Here is a 17055-nt window from a genome sequence, read left to right as displayed (position 1 = left end):
TCAGACTCCAGCCGCTTGTGCTTGAAATTGAGACCCGGCAAGCTCCAGCAGGCGCGCAATGCCCACCGGCTCCTCGCTCAGCAGCGGCACGATGGCCCAGCGCGTGGCGTGCTGCGTGGTCACGGCATCGATCTCGCGCAGTTCGTTGCGGGCGCGCTGACGCAGCAGCGGCGAGGTGACCCGAGCAGCCGCCACGCTGTTGTTGATGACCCAGGCCCAGGGCTCGATGCCGGCGCGGCGCAGGTCGTTCTGCAGGTTGGCGGCTTCCAGCACGGGCGTGGTCTCGGCCAGCGTGACCAGAACCACCTTGGTCTGCTTGGGGTCCTGGAGCTGCATCATCGGCGTGGTGAAGTGCACGCCCGTGCTGCCCATCTGGCGCACGATGTCGCGGTGATAGGCGCCCGTGGCGTCCAGCAGCAGCAGCGTGTGGCCGGTGGGGGCCGTGTCCATCACGACAAATTTCTTGCCCGCTTCGCGGATGGTGCGCGAGAAGGCCTGAAAGACGGCGATTTCTTCCGTGCACGGCGAGCGCAGGTCTTCTTCAAGCAGTGCGCGCCCTGCGGCATCAAGCTTGGCACCCTTGGCTGCCAGCACCTGCTGGCGGTAGCGCTCGGTCACTTCGTGCGGGTCGATGCGGCTCACGGTGAGGTTCTCCAGCGCGCCGCCCAGCGTTTGCTCCAGGTTGGCCGCCGGGTCGGATGTGGACAAATGCACCGCAAAGCCCCGGTGCGCGAGTTCCACCGCGACGGCGGCGGCCAGCGTGGTCTTGCCGACGCCGCCCTTGCCCATCAGCATCACCAGGCCGTGGCCGTCGGCGGCGATGCCGTCCACCAGCGCGGCCAGGCGCGGCAGGTCGATGTCGGGTTGCGCACCGGCATCGCCAGGCACTGGCGCCACCGCCGTTTCCACCAGCAACTGGCGCAAGGCCTCGCGCCCCACCAGGTTGAAGGGCTTGAGCGCCACGAGATCGGTGGGCAGCGCCTGCAAGGCGGGCGGCATGGCGGCGAGCACGGCCTGCTCGCGCCGGCAGATGGCAGCGGCCAGCGGGTCTTGCGCCGCTTCGCCGGGCGGAAACACGCCATTGACCACCAGGTACTGCTGACCCAAACCGATGGCGTGCAGTTCACCGTGCGTGCGCGCGGCCTCGCGCAGCGTGGACTGCTGCGCTCGGGCCACCAGCACCAGCCGGGTGCGCGTGCCGTCGGCCAGTGCCGCCACAGCCGCCTGGTATTGGCTGCGCTGCTTTTCCAGCCCGGCCAGTGGGCCGAGGCATGAGGCATCGCCCTTGCCAGACTCCAGAAAACCGCTCCAGGCCCCCGGCAATTGCAGCAGGCGGATGGTGTGGCCGGTGGGCGCGGTGTCAAAAATGATGTGCTCGTAGCGCGCGTCCAGGCTGTCGTCGGTCAGCAGCGCGGTGAATTCGTCAAACGCGGCAATCTCGGTGGTGCAGGCGCCCGAGAGCTGCTCTTCAATGCCCTTGACCACGTCGTCCGGCAGCACGCCGCGTACCGGCCCGACGATGCGGTCGCGGTAGCCCTGCGCGGCAGCCTGGGGGTCGATCTCCAGCGCCCACAGGCGCGGCACCTCCGGGACTGCCGTGACCTGGTTGCCTATGGCGACGCCAAACACCTGGCCCACGTTCGACGCCGGGTCGGTGCTGACCAGCAGCACGCGCTGACCCTGCGCGGCCAGTTGCATGGCCGTGGCGCACGCCAGCGAGGTCTTGCCGACGCCACCTTTGCCGGTGAAAAAGAGAAAACGCGGGGCGTTGTCGAGAAATTTCATAGGGTCTTTCGGCTCAGCAGCAGGCGCCGCCCGAGCAGTAATTGCCCGCGGACGGCGACTCGGTGGCAGGTAGCGCAATGCCGGCCCAGCGCGCCAGATCGCTGCGGCTGGGGTAGCGGCCGGCCAGCGCCACTTCGCCTGCCACCAGCGTGAGCGGCAGGGCTTCCTGGCCGGAGCGCTGCAGAAAGCCTTTCACCAAGGGGTTCTCGGCAAACGCCAGGGGTTGCTGCGCGAGGTTGAAGCGCTCGATCTGCGCGCCGTTCTGACGCGCCCAATCCACGTCGGCCGACGCATTGACGAGGTTCTGGTCCACCTCGGTGCCGCACACGCCGCTGCTGCAGCACAGGGCCGGGTCAAAAATCTGGATGGCACTCATGGTGAACTCCTAATTTTCAGTGGCAAGACAGGCCGCGCGCGGTGTCCTGCAACAGGTTTTTTTCCAGCTTTTCGGGCGGCAGGCTCAGCAGCAACTCCAGGCGGCGTTTGATAGCGTGCAGCGTCTGGCGGAAGGCCTCGCGTTTGACGGCATCCGGCGCATCGCCCGCCGACGGGTCGGCATAGCCCCAATGCGCGCTGGCCGGGTGGCCCGGCCAGATCGGGCACACCTCGCCCGCCGCGCCGTCGCATACGGTCACGATCAAATCCATGTGCGGCGCGCCGGGGGCGGCGAATTCATCCCAGCTCTTGCTGCGCAGGCCATCGGTGGAAATGCCGGCGTTTTGCAGCGTCTCCAACGCCAACGGGTGGGGCTGCTGCCCGGGCCGGGGGCTGCTGCCAGCCGACCATGCCCGCCAGTGCTGCGTGGGCGCTTGGGCGTCCAGGTGGTTGAGCAGCGCCTCGGCCAGGATGCTGCGGGCAGAGTTGTGGGTGCAGAGAAACAGGACATTGCGCATGGGGTGGGCCGATCAGAAGGATGGTGGAGTGAAAAGGAGCTGCGTTTTGCACGCGTCAGGGGCAGTTGGTGCAGGCGGCCATGGCGCCGGCCGGCAGGCAGGCCTCGGGGTGGCCGGCGCAGCATTCGTCGGTCAGGTAAGCAATCAGTTCGACCATCAGGGCGATGTTGGCGCGGTAGCGCTGGTAGCGCCCTTCTTGCGTGGCGCTCAGCAGGCCGGCCTGCGTCAACGCCTTCAGGTGGAACGACAAATTGGTGGCTGGCACCCCCAGCGTGGCCGCAATCTCGCCGGCCACCAGGCCTTCCGGGCCTTGCTTGACGAGCAGGCGGAAGACATCCAGGCGGACGCCCGATGCCAGCGATTCAAAGACAGTGGTGGCGGTGGTTTTGTCCATTCATTAATTATTCAACAATAATTGAATAATTGCAATGACAATCCAAAAATACCATCTATCACGCCTCAAAAGCTATCTATTGAATAGCTACCAACGCTTTCCTGCTATGCGCTAGAACCCGATTTCTCTTGATTCTCAGCCACGCCTCACTGCACCTGCTCGAAGTCGATGAACCCGCGCTCCACATTGGTGTCCACCAGCTTGACGCGGAGTTTGTGACCCACGTCCAGGTGGGTGCCGCCGCCCACCAGCATGCCTTCGGCGGGCGGGGAAAAGATGCGTACCCACATGGCGCGGTCGGTGACGCCGGTGACGACGGCGTCAAATTTTCTGCCCACCAGGCCCTGCAGGTACAGCGCCGCTTCGGACTTGCGCACGCTGCGCTCCACCTTTTGTGCGGCGTCTTCCTGCTGCGTGCAGTGCTCGGCCAGAAGCTCCAGCTCCGCCGCGCCGTAGGGCGAGCGCTCGCTTTGCAGCAGCGCTTTGACCATGCGCAGACTGACCAGATCGGGGTAGCGGCGGTTGGGCGCGGTGGAATGGGTGTAGTCGCGCACCGCCAGACCAAAGTGGCCGATGGGCTCGCCGTGCGGGTGCTCGACCACGTATTCGCCCGAGCCCATCAGCTTGATGATGACCAGCGACAGATCGGGAAAGCGCAGCGGATCGGCCTTGCGCTGGCGTGCCAGAAAGCCCTCCAACGCGCGTGAATCGGGCGTTTTGGGCAAGGATTCGCCGTATTTGCTGGCCACTTCGACGATGCGCAGCCAGCGCTCGGGCGAGCGCACCACCCGGCGCAGGGCACTGCCGCCGTGTTGCGCCAGGAACTGCGCCGTGCAGGTGTTGGTGGCGATCATGAATTCTTCGATCAGTTGGCGCGCACGGTTTTGCACCTGCTGGGCGATGCCCACAACGCGCTCGCCCTCGAACACGGCGCGCGGCTGGAAGGTTTCCAGTTCCAGCGAACCCTGGTCACGTCGGCGCACGCGCATGCGCTGGGCCACGGCGTCCTGCGTACGCAGTTGTTCGTCCATGTCTGGCACGGCGCGCGCTGCCTCAGGCAAATCACCCTCGCCTTCTATCCATGCGGCGACCGCGTCGTAGGCCAGTTTCGCCTGGTTGCGCACGCGGGCGCGGTGCACGGTGCTGTGCGTCACCACGCCATCCTTATCGACCACCATCTCGGTGACGATCGCTAGGCGTTCCTGCCCGTCATTGAGGGACGTCAGATCCGTGGAGAGACGCTCGGGCAGCATGGGGAATATCCGCGCCGAGGTGTAGACCGAGGTGGTGTTGGTGCGCGCATGCAGGTCAATCGCGGAGTTCTTCTTCACCAGCGCGTCCACATCGGCCACGGCGACAAAAATCTTCACCGCGCCGCCGCCCATGGCCCCGCAGGCGGTGAGCTGGTCCAGGTCGAGCGAGTCGTCGTTGTCGATGGAGCACCAGGGCAGCGCGGTCAGGTCGCGGATGGTGGGACTGGTGTCCACGCCCGGGCCGGTGAGCGCTGCCAGCTCGCGCAGCGCGCCTGCGGGAAACTCAGGCTCCAGGCCGCGCTCTTTCATGGCCTCGGTGGCAATGCGGACCAGATCGCTGCGGCGGAAGGTTTGTGGATGGCTCATGGTGTCACTGTAGGGCAGTCGTCAGCGCATGGGATGCGCGGCAGGCCGCACGCGCACAAAAATCACCATGGCCGCCAACGCCAACGCGGTGGCCAAGCCAAAGGCAAGGCTAGGAGACACCGTCCACAGCGCCCCTGCCACCAGCGAGGCCGGCAGGTACAAAGTCCCGGTGACGAAGTTGTAAGCCCCCATGGCCGTAGCGCGGCGCTCGGGCTCGATGTCGGCAATGAAGGCCTTGCTCTGCGACTCTTCAATCGCATAGAACACGCCATAAAGACAGAACACGGCCACCATCTCCCAGCGCGTGCTGGCAAACACCATCCACAGGTTCAGGCCGGCGTACACGGCGTAGCCCAGCAACACGATGCGGCTGCGCCCCACCCGGTCGCCCAGGTGGCCCACCAGCGGCGCGGCCACCACGCAGGTGGTGTTGAACAGGGCGTAAAGCAGCACCACATCCGTCAGGCTAAAGCCCACGCCGTGCGCGCGCAGCAAAAAGAAACCCAGGCTGAAGTAGGCCAACGCAAACACACCGGCGGGCAGCAGAAAGCGCTTGAAACCGGGGCTGAGTTGCTGCCAGTTCTCATGCAGGCTCTCGCGCGGGTGGGGCTGGCCCGGCGGGTTGTGGATCAGCGTAAGCACCACAACGCCCAGCACCGCAGGCACGACAGCCACCAGGAACAGCACACTGTAGGTGCTGGCCGATTCGCCCAGCCACTTCAACAAACCGTAGGCCACCAGGGGGCCGAATACGGCGCCCGATTTGTCCAGCGCCTTGTGGACCCCCAGCGCAAAACCGCGCGAGGACTCACCGGCCACCGACACCAGCCAGGCATCGCGCGGTGGCCCGCGAAAGCCTTTGCCCAGGCGCTCGATGACGCGGAACGCGGCCAGCCCGGTGATGGACGAGGACACCAGCAAAATCATCTTGGCCAGCGCCGAAAACCCATAGCCTGCGGTCGCGAACCATTTGCGCTGGCCAGTGCGGTCCGACAACCATCCAGCAAGGTAGTTGAGCGACGAGGCAGAGAAATCGGCCAGCCCTTCGATGAGCCCCAGCAGCGCACTCGACGCCCCGGCGACCGTGGTGAAGAACACGGCGAACACCGAGAAAATCATCTCCGAGCTCAGGTCGGTGAGAAAACTCACCAGGCCGAGTTTGAGCACATCGGGGTGCACCTGGGGCATGCGCTTACCTGGATGGGGCTGCGGGGCAGCCTGATCGTTGGATGGAAGGGATGGCATAGCGCGATCTGGGTTTGTGTGGCTCGGGCAGCGCGCAGGCGCCATGGGCAAGGAAACTCTTTAAATCATAGCTGCTCCCGCTTATCCAGAAAGCGTTAGAGCCACTTTTCATTCAAGCTGTCAGCATGCTGAGTGTGACGCTCAATGCCTCACGGGCTGGGCGCAAAGTCGATAAATCCCTGGGCCACATCGGTGCTGATCAGCTTGACGCGCAGCTTCTCGCCCACGTCGACCTCGGGCCCGGCATTCATCAGCTTTCCCTCAACCGGTGGCACAAGCGTGCGCACCCAAGTGCCCCGGTTGTTTTTGCCGGTGACGATGGCGTCGAACTCGGCACCCCTCTTGTCTTGCAAGAACAGCGCAGCCTCGGATTTGCGCAGGCTTCGTTCCACTTTTTTGGCAGCGCTTTCCTGGCGGTTGCAGTGCTCGGCCAGGGCCTGCAGCTCAGGCACGCTGTAGGGCGAATGCAGGCTCGCCAGCACGGCCTTGACCAGCCGGTGGCTGATGAGATCGGGGTAGCGGCGGTTGGGCGCGGTCGAGTGTGCGTAGTCCCGAATCGCCAGGCCAAAATGGCCATAGTCTTCGACCGCCACGGTTTTCGAATGGTCCACCGGGGCGCCAGGCTGGGCATCTTCAACCACGTATTCGCCCGCGCCCATCAACTGCACGATGGTGAGCGACAGGTCGGGAAAGCGCAGCGGGTCGGCCTCGCGGCGGCGCTCCAGAAAGGCTTCCAGTGCTTTCGCGTCGGGCTCGGCGGGCAATGTGTCGCCCAATTTTTTGGCCACCTCGACCACGCGGCTCCAGCGCTCGGGCGAGCGCACCACGCGGCGCATGGCCAGGCCACCGTGTTTCTCCAGAAACTGCGCGGTGCAAATGTTGGTCGCCACCATGAATTCTTCGATCAGCTGGCGCGCGCGGTTGTGCGCACGCTGGAGGATGGCGACCACCTGCTCGCCTTGCACCTGGGCGCGCGCCTCAAAAGTTTCGAACTGCAGCGCACCGTGTGCGGTGCGGCGTTTGCGCAGCGCCTGGGCGGCAGCGTCCTGACCTCGCAGCTGCGCATCCATACCGGGTACTGCGCGGGCGGCAGCGGGCAGCTCGCCATTGCCGTCCAGCCAGGCCGCGAGCGAGTCGTAGGCCAGCTTGGCCTGGTTGCGCACCTGGGCACGGCAGATTCTGAAACTGCTCACCTGCCCCTGCGCGTCCACCACCATTTCTGTGACGATGGCCAGGCGATCCTTGTGCGCACCCAGCGAGGTCAGGTCGGTGGAGAGCCGCTCGGGCAGCATGGGAAACACGCGCGCTGCGGTATAGACCGAAGCAGTGTTGACCTGCGCATGCAGGTCGATGGCCGAGTCTTTGTGCACCAGCGCATCGACATCGGCAATGGCGACCAGCACGCGCCAGCCGTCTTTTGCTTCGTGGCAGACGCTCAACTGGTCGATGTCCTGCGAATCATCGTCGTCAATCGAGCACCACAGCAGCGCGCGCATGTCCTCGATACCGGCGCCCGACTCCTGCGACGGACCGGCAATGGCCGCCATTTCGGCCAGTGCGTCGGCAGAGAACTCAGGGGCCAGTCCATGTGCCTGCATGGCCACCACGGCAAGCCGCACCAGATCGCTGCGGCGGGCAATGGTGGCGGTGGATGCGAGGGCGGCAGTTGGGTCGTTGGGGGTATCACTCATGCCGCGATAGTAAAACGTCCACGGCTTGCGCGGGCACCACCGGCGCGTGGTCGCGGTTCAAGCGGCGGCTCTGGCACGCACTGGTCCATTGCGTTCGTTTTTCCTTCGCCGTGCAAGGCCATCTGCTTTGGCGACAGCATCGAAAATATAAAAACAATAGCTGCTTGCGCTTGATAGACAAGCGTTTGAGGCCTATTTCATCTAAATTCTAAAAATCGCCAGATCCCCCCCTCTGGCGGCCTGTCTACACTGGCAACAGACCACACCCTGGATTGTTAGGGCCGAAAGCTGTGTACCCTGGCCCAGAGAAAAATCACGATGCCCGCCAACCAAGCCCCCCCACCCGGCACAATGCCACCCCAAACCGGCCTGAGCGCCGCCGAGGCAGCGCGCCTCCTGGCCCAAGAGGGCCCGAATCTGCTGCCCGGCAGCGCACCCAAGACCACCTTCGCCATCGTTCGCGATGTGCTGACCGAGCCCATGTTCCTCATGCTGCTGGCCGCAGGCGGCATCTACCTGGCGCTAGGCGACCGCGCCGAGGCGATCTTCTTGCTCAGTTTCGTGTTCGTGGTGATTGGCATCACGCTGGTGCAGGAGCGCAAAACGCAGCGCGCACTCGAATCGCTGCGCGACCTGTCTGCCCCGCGCGCACTGGTCATCCGAGACGGACAAGAGCAGCGCATTGCCGGGCGCGACGTGGTGTGCGGCGACCTGCTGGTGCTGCATGAGGGCGACCGCATCGCCGCCGACGCACAACTACTGGAAGGCTTGCTGGAAGTGGACGAATCGCTGCTGACGGGTGAGGCAGTGCCCGTGGCCAAACTGCCTGCTGCGCAAGGCGCACAGGGCTCTGCCAGCGCGGGGGCAACGGCCGCCAGCGCCGGGCCGCCCCAAGCCAGGCCAGCCCCCTTGGAGGGCAGCGCAGCACACGAAGTGGCAAGCGTGGGGGCTATGTTGTTCGCCAGCACCGTAGTGACCCGCGGCGTGGGCGTGGCGCAGGTGCAGGCCACCGCCGCCCACACGGCCGTAGGAAGCATCGGCGCCGACCTGGCCGCTACCACCGAGGCGGTGTCCGCGTTGCAAGAGGGTTCGCGCAAACTGGTGCGCCGGCTGGGTGCAGGCGCCTTGGTGCTGGCCAGCGCTCAAATCTTGCTGAACTGGGGGTGGAATGGCCGGCCTATGCTCGAGAGCCTGCTCTCGGGCATTGCCCTGGCCATGGCCATCCTGCCCGAAGAAATCCCCGTCATCCTCACCGTGTTTCTGGCGCTGGGTGCGTGGCGTATTTCGCAGCAAAAAGTGCTGACGCGGCGCATCACCGCCGTCGAAGCGCTGGGCGCCATCACGGTGCTGGCGGTGGACAAGACCGGCACGCTCACCACCAACCGCATGGCCGTCGCAGCACTGCAGACGGCGGAAGCGCAGTTCACGCCCGAAGGCGCCAGCGACAGGCCCGAGGAATTGCCCGAGGAATTCCACCGCCTGGTCGAATTCGCCATGCTGGCCACGCCAGGCGACCCGTTCGACCCGATGGAAAAGGCCATTCAGCACTTTGGCCACCAGTGGCTGGCCGGCACCGAGCACGTACACGACGGGCGCGAGCCAACCTTTGAATACGCGCTGTCGGGCGAAATCTTGGCCATGACGCGGGTGTTTGCCAGCACCCGCCCTGCGCAATATCTTTTGGCGACCAAGGGCGCGCCCGAAGCCGTGGCCGACCTGTGCCACCTTGGCACCGACCAAAGAGCCGCCATCCAGCGCCAGGTAGAAGCCATGGCCGAGCGCGGCCTGCGCATGCTGGGGGTGGCGTGCGGGCGCTGGAACGCGGCCCCATCGGGCCAGGACGGCGCCCCGCCGTGGCCGCAGAGCCAGCACGATTTCGACTTTGAATTCCTGGGCCTGGTCGCACTGGCCGACCCAGCGCGCCCCGAAGTGCCCACCGCCCTGGCCGAATGCCGGCGCGCCGGCGTGCGCGTGATCATGATGACGGGCGACCACCCCGCCACGGCCCGTGCCATCGCGCAGCAGGTGGGACTGTCGGAGCGCCCCGACGTCATCACCGGCGCCGAGATGGAGGCCATGAACGATGCCACCCTGCGCCAGCGCCTGCAACATGTGGACCTGTGCGCACGCCTCAAGCCCCAGCACAAGCTGCGCCTGGTGCAACTGCTGCGCGTCTCGGGCGAGGTGGTCGCCATGACGGGCGACGGTGTGAACGACGCCCCCGCCCTCAAGGCCGCCGACGTGGGCATCGCCATGGGCGAGCGCGGCACCGACGTAGCGCGCGAAGCCGCCGCACTGGTGCTGCTGGACGACAGTTTTGCCAGCATCGTGGCCGCCATCCGACAGGGTCGGCGCATTGACGACAACATCCGCAAGGCGGTGCGCTTCGTGTTCGCCGTGCATATTCCCATCATCGCCTTGGCGCTGGTGCCCACGCTGCTGCACTGGCCGGTGCTGCTGCTGCCGGTGCACATTGTGCTGCTGGAGCTGCTGATCGACCCGGCCTGCTCCATCGTTTTCGAGGCTGAGCCCGAGGCCGAGGACCTGATGGAGCGCGCGCCGCGCCCGGTGGCTGATTCGCCGTTTGCAGCCGCGCCGCTGCTCTACTCGGTATTGCAGGGCCTCGGCATGGCGGCTGTTCTGCTGGCCGGGCAGGCCTGGCTGATCGACCAGGGCTGGAGCCATGCACAAGGTCGCAGCGTGGTGTTTGGCACGCTGGTGCTGGGCGTGATGCTGCTCATCTGGGCCAACCGTGACCTCTCGCGCCCTGCCTGGTTTGGCTTCACCGACCGCAACCCCTGGCTGTGGGGCATGGCCGCCGGCATGGGCTTGCTGCTGCTGGCCGTGCTGGGCATCCCGTGGCTGCGCGCACTCATGGGGCTGGAGCTACCCGGCCGCCAGGGCCTGGCCGCGGCCGCCGTGCTGATCGCGCTGTGCCTGGCCTGGCTGGAGCTGGTGCGCACCGTGGGCCTGCGCTGGCGCCGCAACCGGCTCGCACCGCCCGCCACCACCTGACCCGCGAGGCACAGCCGCGCCCTGCGGTGCGGGGCGGCTTACTCTTGTGCGGTACTGCCGCGCACGGGCAGCGGCGCATGGTCCAGATCGGGCTTGCGCCAGGGGTCCACATGGGTCATCAGGTTGAGCACGCGGTGCCTTTGCAGCACCCGCTGGCGCGCCAGTACGGCAATGTCGTGACCTGCCTCGACAGTGAGCGCGGCGTTGACCTCCAGGTGCGCATCCACCACGACCATGTCGCCCATTTTGCGTGTACGCACATCGTGTACGCCACTCACACCTGGGGTGTCGAGCAGCGTTTGGCGGATGGCCTGCACCTCCTGCTCGTCCACCGAGCGGTCCATCAGGTCGTGCAGCGCGTCCCAGCCAAACTCCCAGCCCATTTTGGCCACCATAAAACCGACGATCAACGCCGCAATCGGATCCAGGAGCGGGTAGCCCATCAGGTTGCCGGCAATGCCGATCCCCACCACCAGCGACGAGGCCGCATCCGAGCGGGCATGCCAGGCATTGGCCACCAGCATGCTCGACTTGACGCGCTTGGCCACCGCCAGCATGTAGCGAAACAAAAGCTCTTTGCCCACCAGCGCCGCGCCAGCCACCCACAGGGCCATCACGTGCACCTTGGGCACTTCGGCGGGGTTTTCCAGCTTGATGGCGGCCTGCCACAGCATGCCTACGCCCACGCCCAGCAGCAACAGGCCCAGCACCAGTGAGGCGGCGGTTTCAAAGCGCTGATGGCCGTAGGGGTGCTCCTCGTCGGCCTCTTTCTGGGCATGGTGGTTGGCAAACAGCACCACGAAGTCGGCCACCAGGTCGGACAGCGAGTGAATGCCGTCGGCAATCAGGCCTTGCGATTTGGAAAAAACGCCCACCACGATCTGGATGCTGGAAAGCACCAGGTTGACCCCCACGCTCACCCAGGTGCTGCGCGACGCAGCGGCCGTGCGCTCTGCGCGGCTGTGTTCGGTGTCTTCGTGGCTGTCTGCGAGGTCGTTGAATTGCATGGTCTATGGCTGCCTGAGTGACGGCAAGGCATGCACCCTTTGCACGCCCTGCAGGCGCTAGCTTACCCGCACCCACCAGCGCTGCAGCCCCGCCCTGCCTGACATCGAATGCCAGCGTCGGCCTACAGGCACTGTTTGGCGGCCCGCCTAAAGTCAGGCATGCGCTGCTTTTGGCGCCTGTGCACAACACATCGACAAAGAGAGCACCCATGCATTTGCCTCCCCCTCTGCGCCGCGCCCCCTGGCTGCCCCTTGTCCTGGGCGGCGGCGCACTGATTTGCGTTCTGGCGCTGAGCGCCTGCGCCACGCGCGTGCCGCCGGGCATACAGCCGGTGGACTTTGATGTGGACCGCTACGCGGGCCACTGGTACGAGGTCGCGCGCATCGACCATATTTTTGAAAAAGGCCTGGTGCGCACCGGCGCCGACTACCGCCGCAACGACGACGGCACGATCCGCGTGGTCAACCGGGGCTTTGATCCCGAGCGACGGCAGTGGAAGCAGTCGACAGGCAAGGCTCGCTTTGTGGGTGCGCCCACGCAAGCGGCGCTGAAGGTGTCGTTCTTTGGCCCGTTTTATGGCGGCTACAACGTGGTGGCGCTCGACCCGCAGTACCAGTGGGCGATGGTGGTCGGCTCCAGCCTGGATTACTTCTGGATCCTGTCGCGCACACCCACACTGGCCCAGGATGTCAAAGACAAACTCATGGATCAGGCCCGTGCACTGGGCGTGGATGAGCAGCAGGTCCTGTGGGTGCCGCAAGAGGGTGCGAGCACCACAGACTGAAAAAAACCGCTCTGCTGCAACTATATTTTTAATAGCTGTCAGCGCTTACTGTATAAGCCTTAGAGTCATTTTTCTCTAAAAATTCGCATCAGCCACGCCAGCAGCAGCCACCAGTCGCTGGGTGTAAGGGTGGCGCGGCGCATCGAGCACCTGTGCCACCGGGCCGTTTTCAACGATTTCACCGTCTTTCATCACCAGGACCTGGTGCGCCATGGCGCGGATCACATCCACGTCATGGGTGATGAGCACGTAGCTCAGGCCCTTTTCACGCTGCAGCCGTTGCAGCAAGACCAGCACCTGCTGCTGGATGGTGACATCGAGCGCGCTGGTCGGCTCGTCGAGCACCAGCACCTGGGGCTGCACGATGAGCGCGCGCGCAATGGCCAGGCGCTGGCGCTGGCCGCCCGAGAATTCGTGCGGGTAGCGCGCCAGCAGGCCGGGGAACTGGTCTTCGCTCAAACCCACCTCATGCAGCGCCGCTTCGACCCGCTGGCGCAAGTCGGCCGCAGGCAAACCGGGCGCATGCACACGCAAACCCTCGCCGACAATTTCTTCCACCGTGAGGCGTGGAGAGAGCGACGAGAACGGGTCTTGGAAGACCACCTGGATCTGCTGGCGAAGGCGCTGGTTGTGCTGGGTATTGCGCGCTGCTGGCGCCTGCCAGGCGCTTCCGGCCACTTCCACGCTGCCTTGGTGCGGCAGCAGGCCCAGCAATGCCTGCGCGAGCGTGGACTTGCCCGAGCCCGATTCACCCACCACACCCAGCGTGCGACCAGGGAGCAGGCACATGTCGGCTCCGTCCACAGCAATGAACTCGCCTTTCTTGAACCACCCGCGCACGCCCGGCAAAGGCGTTGGATAAACAACGCGCAGGTTGTGCGCACGCAGCACAGCCTGTGCGTGCGCATCGGGCTCCTCTTCGACCACGTCGCGCTGGGGCTGGCTGGCAATCAGGCGGCGCGTGTAGGCGTGTTGGGGGTTTGCGAATACATCGGTCACCACCCCCTGTTCCACCAAAACGCCCTGCTCCATCACCGCCACGCGGTCGGCAAAACGGCGCACCAGGTTGAGGTCGTGCGTGATGAGCAGCACGGCCATGCCCGTCTGGCGCTGCAGGTCGGCCAGCAGGTCGAGAATTTGGCCGCGCAGCGTGACGTCGAGCGCAGTAGTGGGTTCATCGGCCAGCAGCAGCGCCGGTCGGCTGGCCAGGGCCATGGCAATCATGGCGCGCTGGCGTTGCCCGCCCGAGAGCTGGTGCGGGAAGGCCGCGGCCCGCCGCTCGGGCTCGGGGATGCCGGTGCTTGCCAGCAATTCAATCGCGGACTGCCAAGACTGTGCCTGCGACAGCGCCTGTTTCAGCTCCAGCACTTCACTGATTTGTCGGCCCACGGTCATCAGCGGGTTGAGCGCCGTCATGGGTTCCTGGAAAATCATGGCGATGTCGCCGCCGCGCACGCCGCGCATTTCGCGCTCAGAAAGCGCCAGCAGGTCGCGGCCCTTGAACACGGCACTGCCTTGCAAGACGGCATCGCTCGCCAAGCGCAGCAGGCTGAGCGCTGTAATGGTTTTGCCCGAACCCGACTCGCCCACCAGTGCGAATTTTTCGCCTGGCGAGATGTCGAAGCAAACATCCCGAACGACTTCTTTCGCGCCAAAACGCACGCGCAGACCACGCACTTGCAGCAGAGGGCTACCCCATGCTGTCGTCATTTTTCAGCCTTTCGAGGGTCGAGCGCATCGCGCAGCGCATCGCCCATAAAGGTCAGCAGCAGGAGCGTGACCACCAATACCGCAAAGGTGGACAGCGAGATCCACCAGGCATCGATGCTGTTCTTGCCCTGGCTGAGCAATTCACCCAGCGATGGTGTCCCCGGCGGCACGCCTAAACCGAGAAAATCGAGCGATGTCAACGCCAAAATGGCCGCACTCATGCGAAACGGCAAAAACGTGACCACCGGCGTGAGGCTGTTGGGCAGGATGTGGCGCCAGATGATTTGCCAATTGCCCACGCCCAGGGCCCGCGCAGCCTTCACGTAATCGAGTTGGCGGTTGCGCAAAAACTCGGCACGTACGTAGTCCGACAGGCCCATCCAGCCAAACAAACTCAGCAAGATGAGCAGCAGCGAAATGCTGGGCGCAAAAACGGCGCTGAAAATGATGAGCAGATACAGCTCAGGCATGGAGCCCCAGATTTCGATGAAGCGCTGAAACGCCAGGTCGGTCTTGCCGCCAAAGAAACCCTGGATGGCGCCAGTGACCACCCCCAATAGCACGCCGGTCACCGTGAGCGCCAACGCAAACAGAACACTGACCCGAAAGCCGTAAAGCAGCTGCGCCGCCAGATCGCGCCCCCGGTCATCGGTGCCTAGCCAGTTGTCCGGTGTGGGCGCAGAAGGGTTGGGCGCCTTGGCAAAATAGTTCAGCGTGTTGGGGCCGTAGGGGTTGAGGGTGTAGAGCGCCCAGTTGCTGCCTTGGCTGAGTTTTTGTTGGATGAACGGATCGAGATAGTCGGTGGGCGTGAGAAAGTCGCCGCCGAACGTGGTCTCGGGGTAGTCCTTGAGCATCGGGAAATAGGTCTGCCCCTCGTAGCGCACGATCAGCGGCCGGTCGTTGCTGACCAGCTCGGCGCACAGGCTCAGCGCCACCAGCACGCAAAAAACCACCAGGCTCCAATAGCCCAGGCGGTTGCGCTTGAACCGCAGCCAGGCGCGGCGCGAAGGGGAAAGGGAGGGCGCAACAGAAGACATCACGCTTTTGGGCGCCCAAGCAATACGGCTTGGCTGTATTGCAAGAATTCGTCAAGATGCTTCTCGATGATGGCCACGGTAATGGGAAGCTGAAGGGCTTTGTAATCGTGCACCGCAATGTTGCGAAAGCCCACCATGCGCTTCAACCCTTCGGCGAGGGCGAGAGCGATCCAGCCGCCTTGCGCCAGCAGTGCAAAGACATCGCGCGCACTTTGCGGTATGCCCAAGCGCTCGCGCCGTATCAGGTGCTGGCCCATGTCCAGCGCCGCTTCGCAGGCACGCTGTATGTTGAGGATGGCGGCGTCCTGCCGAGTGAAATCCGTGCCAAAGCTGCCGGGATCGCGGAAATACTCTTCCCGCGCTCGCGCCACGCAGCGCTCAATCGTTGCCACCTTGTTGATCAATACGTCATCATGCATACACGGTTCCACGCAGGGCAATGTCACCCAGCAATCCCGCCCTGGCCGTATCCAGGGCCGTTTTCTCACTCAGGATAGCGCTCTCGAACAAGGCCGCCTGTGCGTCCTTGGCCCACCAACGCACCCCGGTCGTGATGATCTGGTACTGCATCACGGTGGAAGCGGCGCGCAAATCCAGCAGATCGACCGCACACCCGGCGATGTCTGCCAGTTCGCCCGAGAGTTGCCAGAGCAGCAGAACGTCGGCATATCCCGCCACGAGTACAGCCATGTCGAGGTCACTGTCGGCACGCGCCGCGCCTTGGATCCGGCTGCCAAATCCGTAGACGGCAAGCAGCCCGGGCACGCGACGCTGCAGCATGCCTACGATGCGTTCGACCGTCTCTTGCGCCACAGAAATATCTATTGCCATGCGCCTGCAACCTTTCAATCGAACTTGACCCGCGGGTCTACCCACACATAACAAAGATCAGAGATCAGCTTGGTGAACAGGCCGATCAGCGTAAAAAGGTACAGCGTGCCCAGCACCACGGGATAATCCCGCCGAATCACGCTCTCGTAGCTGAGCAGACCCAGGCCATCGAGCGAGAACAGTGTCTCGATGAGCAGCGAGCCGGTAAAAAACGCCCCAATGAACGCCGCCGGGAAGCCCGTAATGATGGGAATGAGCGCATTGCGAAACACATGCTTCCAAAGCACCTGGCGTTCCGAGAGCCCCTTGGCGCGCGCCGTCAGCACATACTGTTTGCGGATCTCTTCCAGAAAGGCGTTCTTGGTCAGCATGGCTGTCACCGCAAAGCTGCCCAGCACCATAGCGATGATGGGCAGGGTGATGTGCCAGAGGTAATCCACGATGCGCGCACCCCAGCCCAGTTCATCCCAGTTGCTCGACGTCAGTCCGCGCAGCGGAAACCACTGCAACTGCCCACCAAAGATGACCAGCAAGGCCACCCCGAGCACGAAGCCGGGAATGGCATAGCCCACCAGGATGAGCAGCGTAGTCACCAGATCAAAGCGCGACCCGGCGCGCACCGCCTTGGCCACGCCCAGCGGCACGGCCACCAGATAGCTGATGAAGAAGGTCCAGAGCCCCAGGCTGATCGACACCGGGAGCTTCTCTTTCACCAGTTGCCACACATCCTTGTTCTGGAAAAAGCTGCGGCCCAGGTCGAAACGTGCGAACTGGCCCAGCATTTGCACAAAGCGCTCGGCCGGCGGCTTGTCAAAACCGTACTGCGCCTTGATCTGCTCCAAGCGCTTGGGGTCCACACCCTGCGCGCCCCGGTAGCCCATGCCACCACCTTCCGCGCCCGCCGCTCCGGCCTTGGCCTCGGCCAGGTACTGCTCCACCGGCCCGCCGGGAACAAACTGCACCACGGCAAAAGTAAGCAGCAGCACGCCCAGCAGCGTGGGCAGCATGAGCAGGATGCGTTTGAGGATGTAGGCAAACATGGC

15 protein-coding genes are annotated in these 17055 nt (G+C 64.7%); 2 read left to right on the top strand and 13 right to left on the bottom strand.

Annotated features, from left to right (window positions below; translation table 11 throughout):
• The 7 genes from arsA to C8D04_RS03220 all read right to left on the bottom strand — a co-directional run bounded on the left by arsA (nucleotide 1) and on the right by C8D04_RS03220 (nucleotide 7627).
• Entirely contained in the window at nucleotides 1-1785 is a 1785-nt protein-coding gene (gene arsA, locus C8D04_RS03250; RefSeq protein WP_116003576.1) for an arsenical pump-driving ATPase, read from the bottom strand.
• A 13-nt stretch (nucleotides 1786-1798) separates the two neighbouring features.
• Nucleotides 1799-2161 carry an arsenite efflux transporter metallochaperone ArsD gene (gene arsD / locus C8D04_RS03245; RefSeq protein WP_116003575.1) on the bottom strand — a complete coding sequence of 121 codons (363 nt, stop codon included), beginning with the start codon at nucleotides 2159-2161 and terminating at the stop codon, nucleotides 1799-1801.
• Nucleotides 2162-2177: 16 nt separating this feature from the next.
• Complete coding sequence (locus C8D04_RS03240) at nucleotides 2178-2678, bottom strand: arsenate reductase ArsC (RefSeq protein ID WP_116003574.1); 501 nt, start codon at nucleotides 2676-2678, stop codon at nucleotides 2178-2180.
• A 55-nt stretch (nucleotides 2679-2733) separates the two neighbouring features.
• Nucleotides 2734-3072, bottom strand: a complete 339-nt coding sequence (locus tag C8D04_RS03235; protein ID WP_116003573.1) for a helix-turn-helix transcriptional regulator — start codon at nucleotides 3070-3072, stop codon at nucleotides 2734-2736.
• A gap of 146 nt (nucleotides 3073-3218) precedes the next feature.
• Nucleotides 3219-4691: an RNB domain-containing ribonuclease gene (locus tag C8D04_RS03230; protein ID WP_116003572.1), complete on the bottom strand. Its 1473-nt coding sequence runs from the start codon at nucleotides 4689-4691 to the stop codon at nucleotides 3219-3221.
• Nucleotides 4692-4712: 21 nt separating this feature from the next.
• Nucleotides 4713-5936 carry an MFS transporter gene (locus C8D04_RS03225; protein WP_233521095.1) on the bottom strand — a complete coding sequence of 408 codons (1224 nt, stop codon included), beginning with the start codon at nucleotides 5934-5936 and terminating at the stop codon, nucleotides 4713-4715.
• A 149-nt stretch (nucleotides 5937-6085) separates the two neighbouring features.
• Nucleotides 6086-7627, bottom strand: a complete 1542-nt coding sequence (locus tag C8D04_RS03220) for an RNB domain-containing ribonuclease (RefSeq protein ID WP_116003570.1) — start codon at nucleotides 7625-7627, stop codon at nucleotides 6086-6088.
• A 351-nt stretch (nucleotides 7628-7978) separates the two neighbouring features.
• Here C8D04_RS03220 and C8D04_RS03215 point away from each other — a divergent pair, with 351 nt between their 5' ends.
• On the top strand, nucleotides 7979-10642 hold the full coding sequence (locus C8D04_RS03215; RefSeq protein WP_199562960.1) for a cation-translocating P-type ATPase: 2664 nt from the start codon (nucleotides 7979-7981) through the stop codon (nucleotides 10640-10642).
• Between the two features lie 38 nt (nucleotides 10643-10680).
• Here the strand turns inward: C8D04_RS03215 and C8D04_RS03210 are convergent, their stop codons facing one another.
• Nucleotides 10681-11649 carry a cation diffusion facilitator family transporter gene (locus tag C8D04_RS03210; protein WP_116003568.1) on the bottom strand — a complete coding sequence of 323 codons (969 nt, stop codon included), beginning with the start codon at nucleotides 11647-11649 and terminating at the stop codon, nucleotides 10681-10683.
• 209 nt (nucleotides 11650-11858) lie between these two features.
• Between C8D04_RS03210 and C8D04_RS03205 the strand changes: the two genes are divergently transcribed.
• On the top strand, nucleotides 11859-12434 hold the full coding sequence (locus tag C8D04_RS03205; protein WP_116003567.1) for a lipocalin family protein: 576 nt from the start codon (nucleotides 11859-11861) through the stop codon (nucleotides 12432-12434).
• A gap of 75 nt (nucleotides 12435-12509) precedes the next feature.
• Here the strand turns inward: C8D04_RS03205 and C8D04_RS03200 are convergent, their stop codons facing one another.
• The 5 genes from C8D04_RS03200 to C8D04_RS03180 are packed head-to-tail and all read right to left on the bottom strand — an operon-like array spanning nucleotide 12510 to nucleotide 17052.
• Nucleotides 12510-14144, bottom strand: coding sequence for a dipeptide ABC transporter ATP-binding protein (locus tag C8D04_RS03200; RefSeq protein WP_116003566.1), 1635 nt, complete (start codon nucleotides 14142-14144; stop codon nucleotides 12510-12512).
• On the bottom strand, nucleotides 14141-15181 hold the full coding sequence (locus tag C8D04_RS03195) for an ABC transporter permease (RefSeq protein ID WP_116003565.1): 1041 nt from the start codon (nucleotides 15179-15181) through the stop codon (nucleotides 14141-14143). Before C8D04_RS03195 ends, C8D04_RS03200 begins: the two co-directional genes overlap by 4 nt.
• The gene (locus C8D04_RS03190) at nucleotides 15181-15600 is read right to left on the bottom strand and encodes a DUF86 domain-containing protein (protein WP_116003564.1); all 420 of its coding nucleotides are present in this window, start codon (nucleotides 15598-15600) and stop codon (nucleotides 15181-15183) included. The genes C8D04_RS03195 and C8D04_RS03190 overlap by 1 nt, the downstream gene beginning before the upstream one ends.
• On the bottom strand, nucleotides 15593-16012 hold the full coding sequence (locus tag C8D04_RS03185; RefSeq protein WP_158550274.1) for a nucleotidyltransferase domain-containing protein: 420 nt from the start codon (nucleotides 16010-16012) through the stop codon (nucleotides 15593-15595). Before C8D04_RS03185 ends, C8D04_RS03190 begins: the two co-directional genes overlap by 8 nt.
• A gap of 14 nt (nucleotides 16013-16026) precedes the next feature.
• Nucleotides 16027-17052 carry an ABC transporter permease subunit gene (locus C8D04_RS03180; protein ID WP_116003563.1) on the bottom strand — a complete coding sequence of 342 codons (1026 nt, stop codon included), beginning with the start codon at nucleotides 17050-17052 and terminating at the stop codon, nucleotides 16027-16029.
• Between the last annotated feature and the right edge of the window lie 3 nt (nucleotides 17053-17055).

It is taken from the genome of Simplicispira sp. 125 (genome assembly GCF_003096555.1).
In the GTDB taxonomy this organism is placed as follows: domain Bacteria; phylum Pseudomonadota; class Gammaproteobacteria; order Burkholderiales; family Burkholderiaceae_C; genus Simplicispira.
This window is presented reverse-complemented; position numbering and strand designations above follow the sequence as displayed.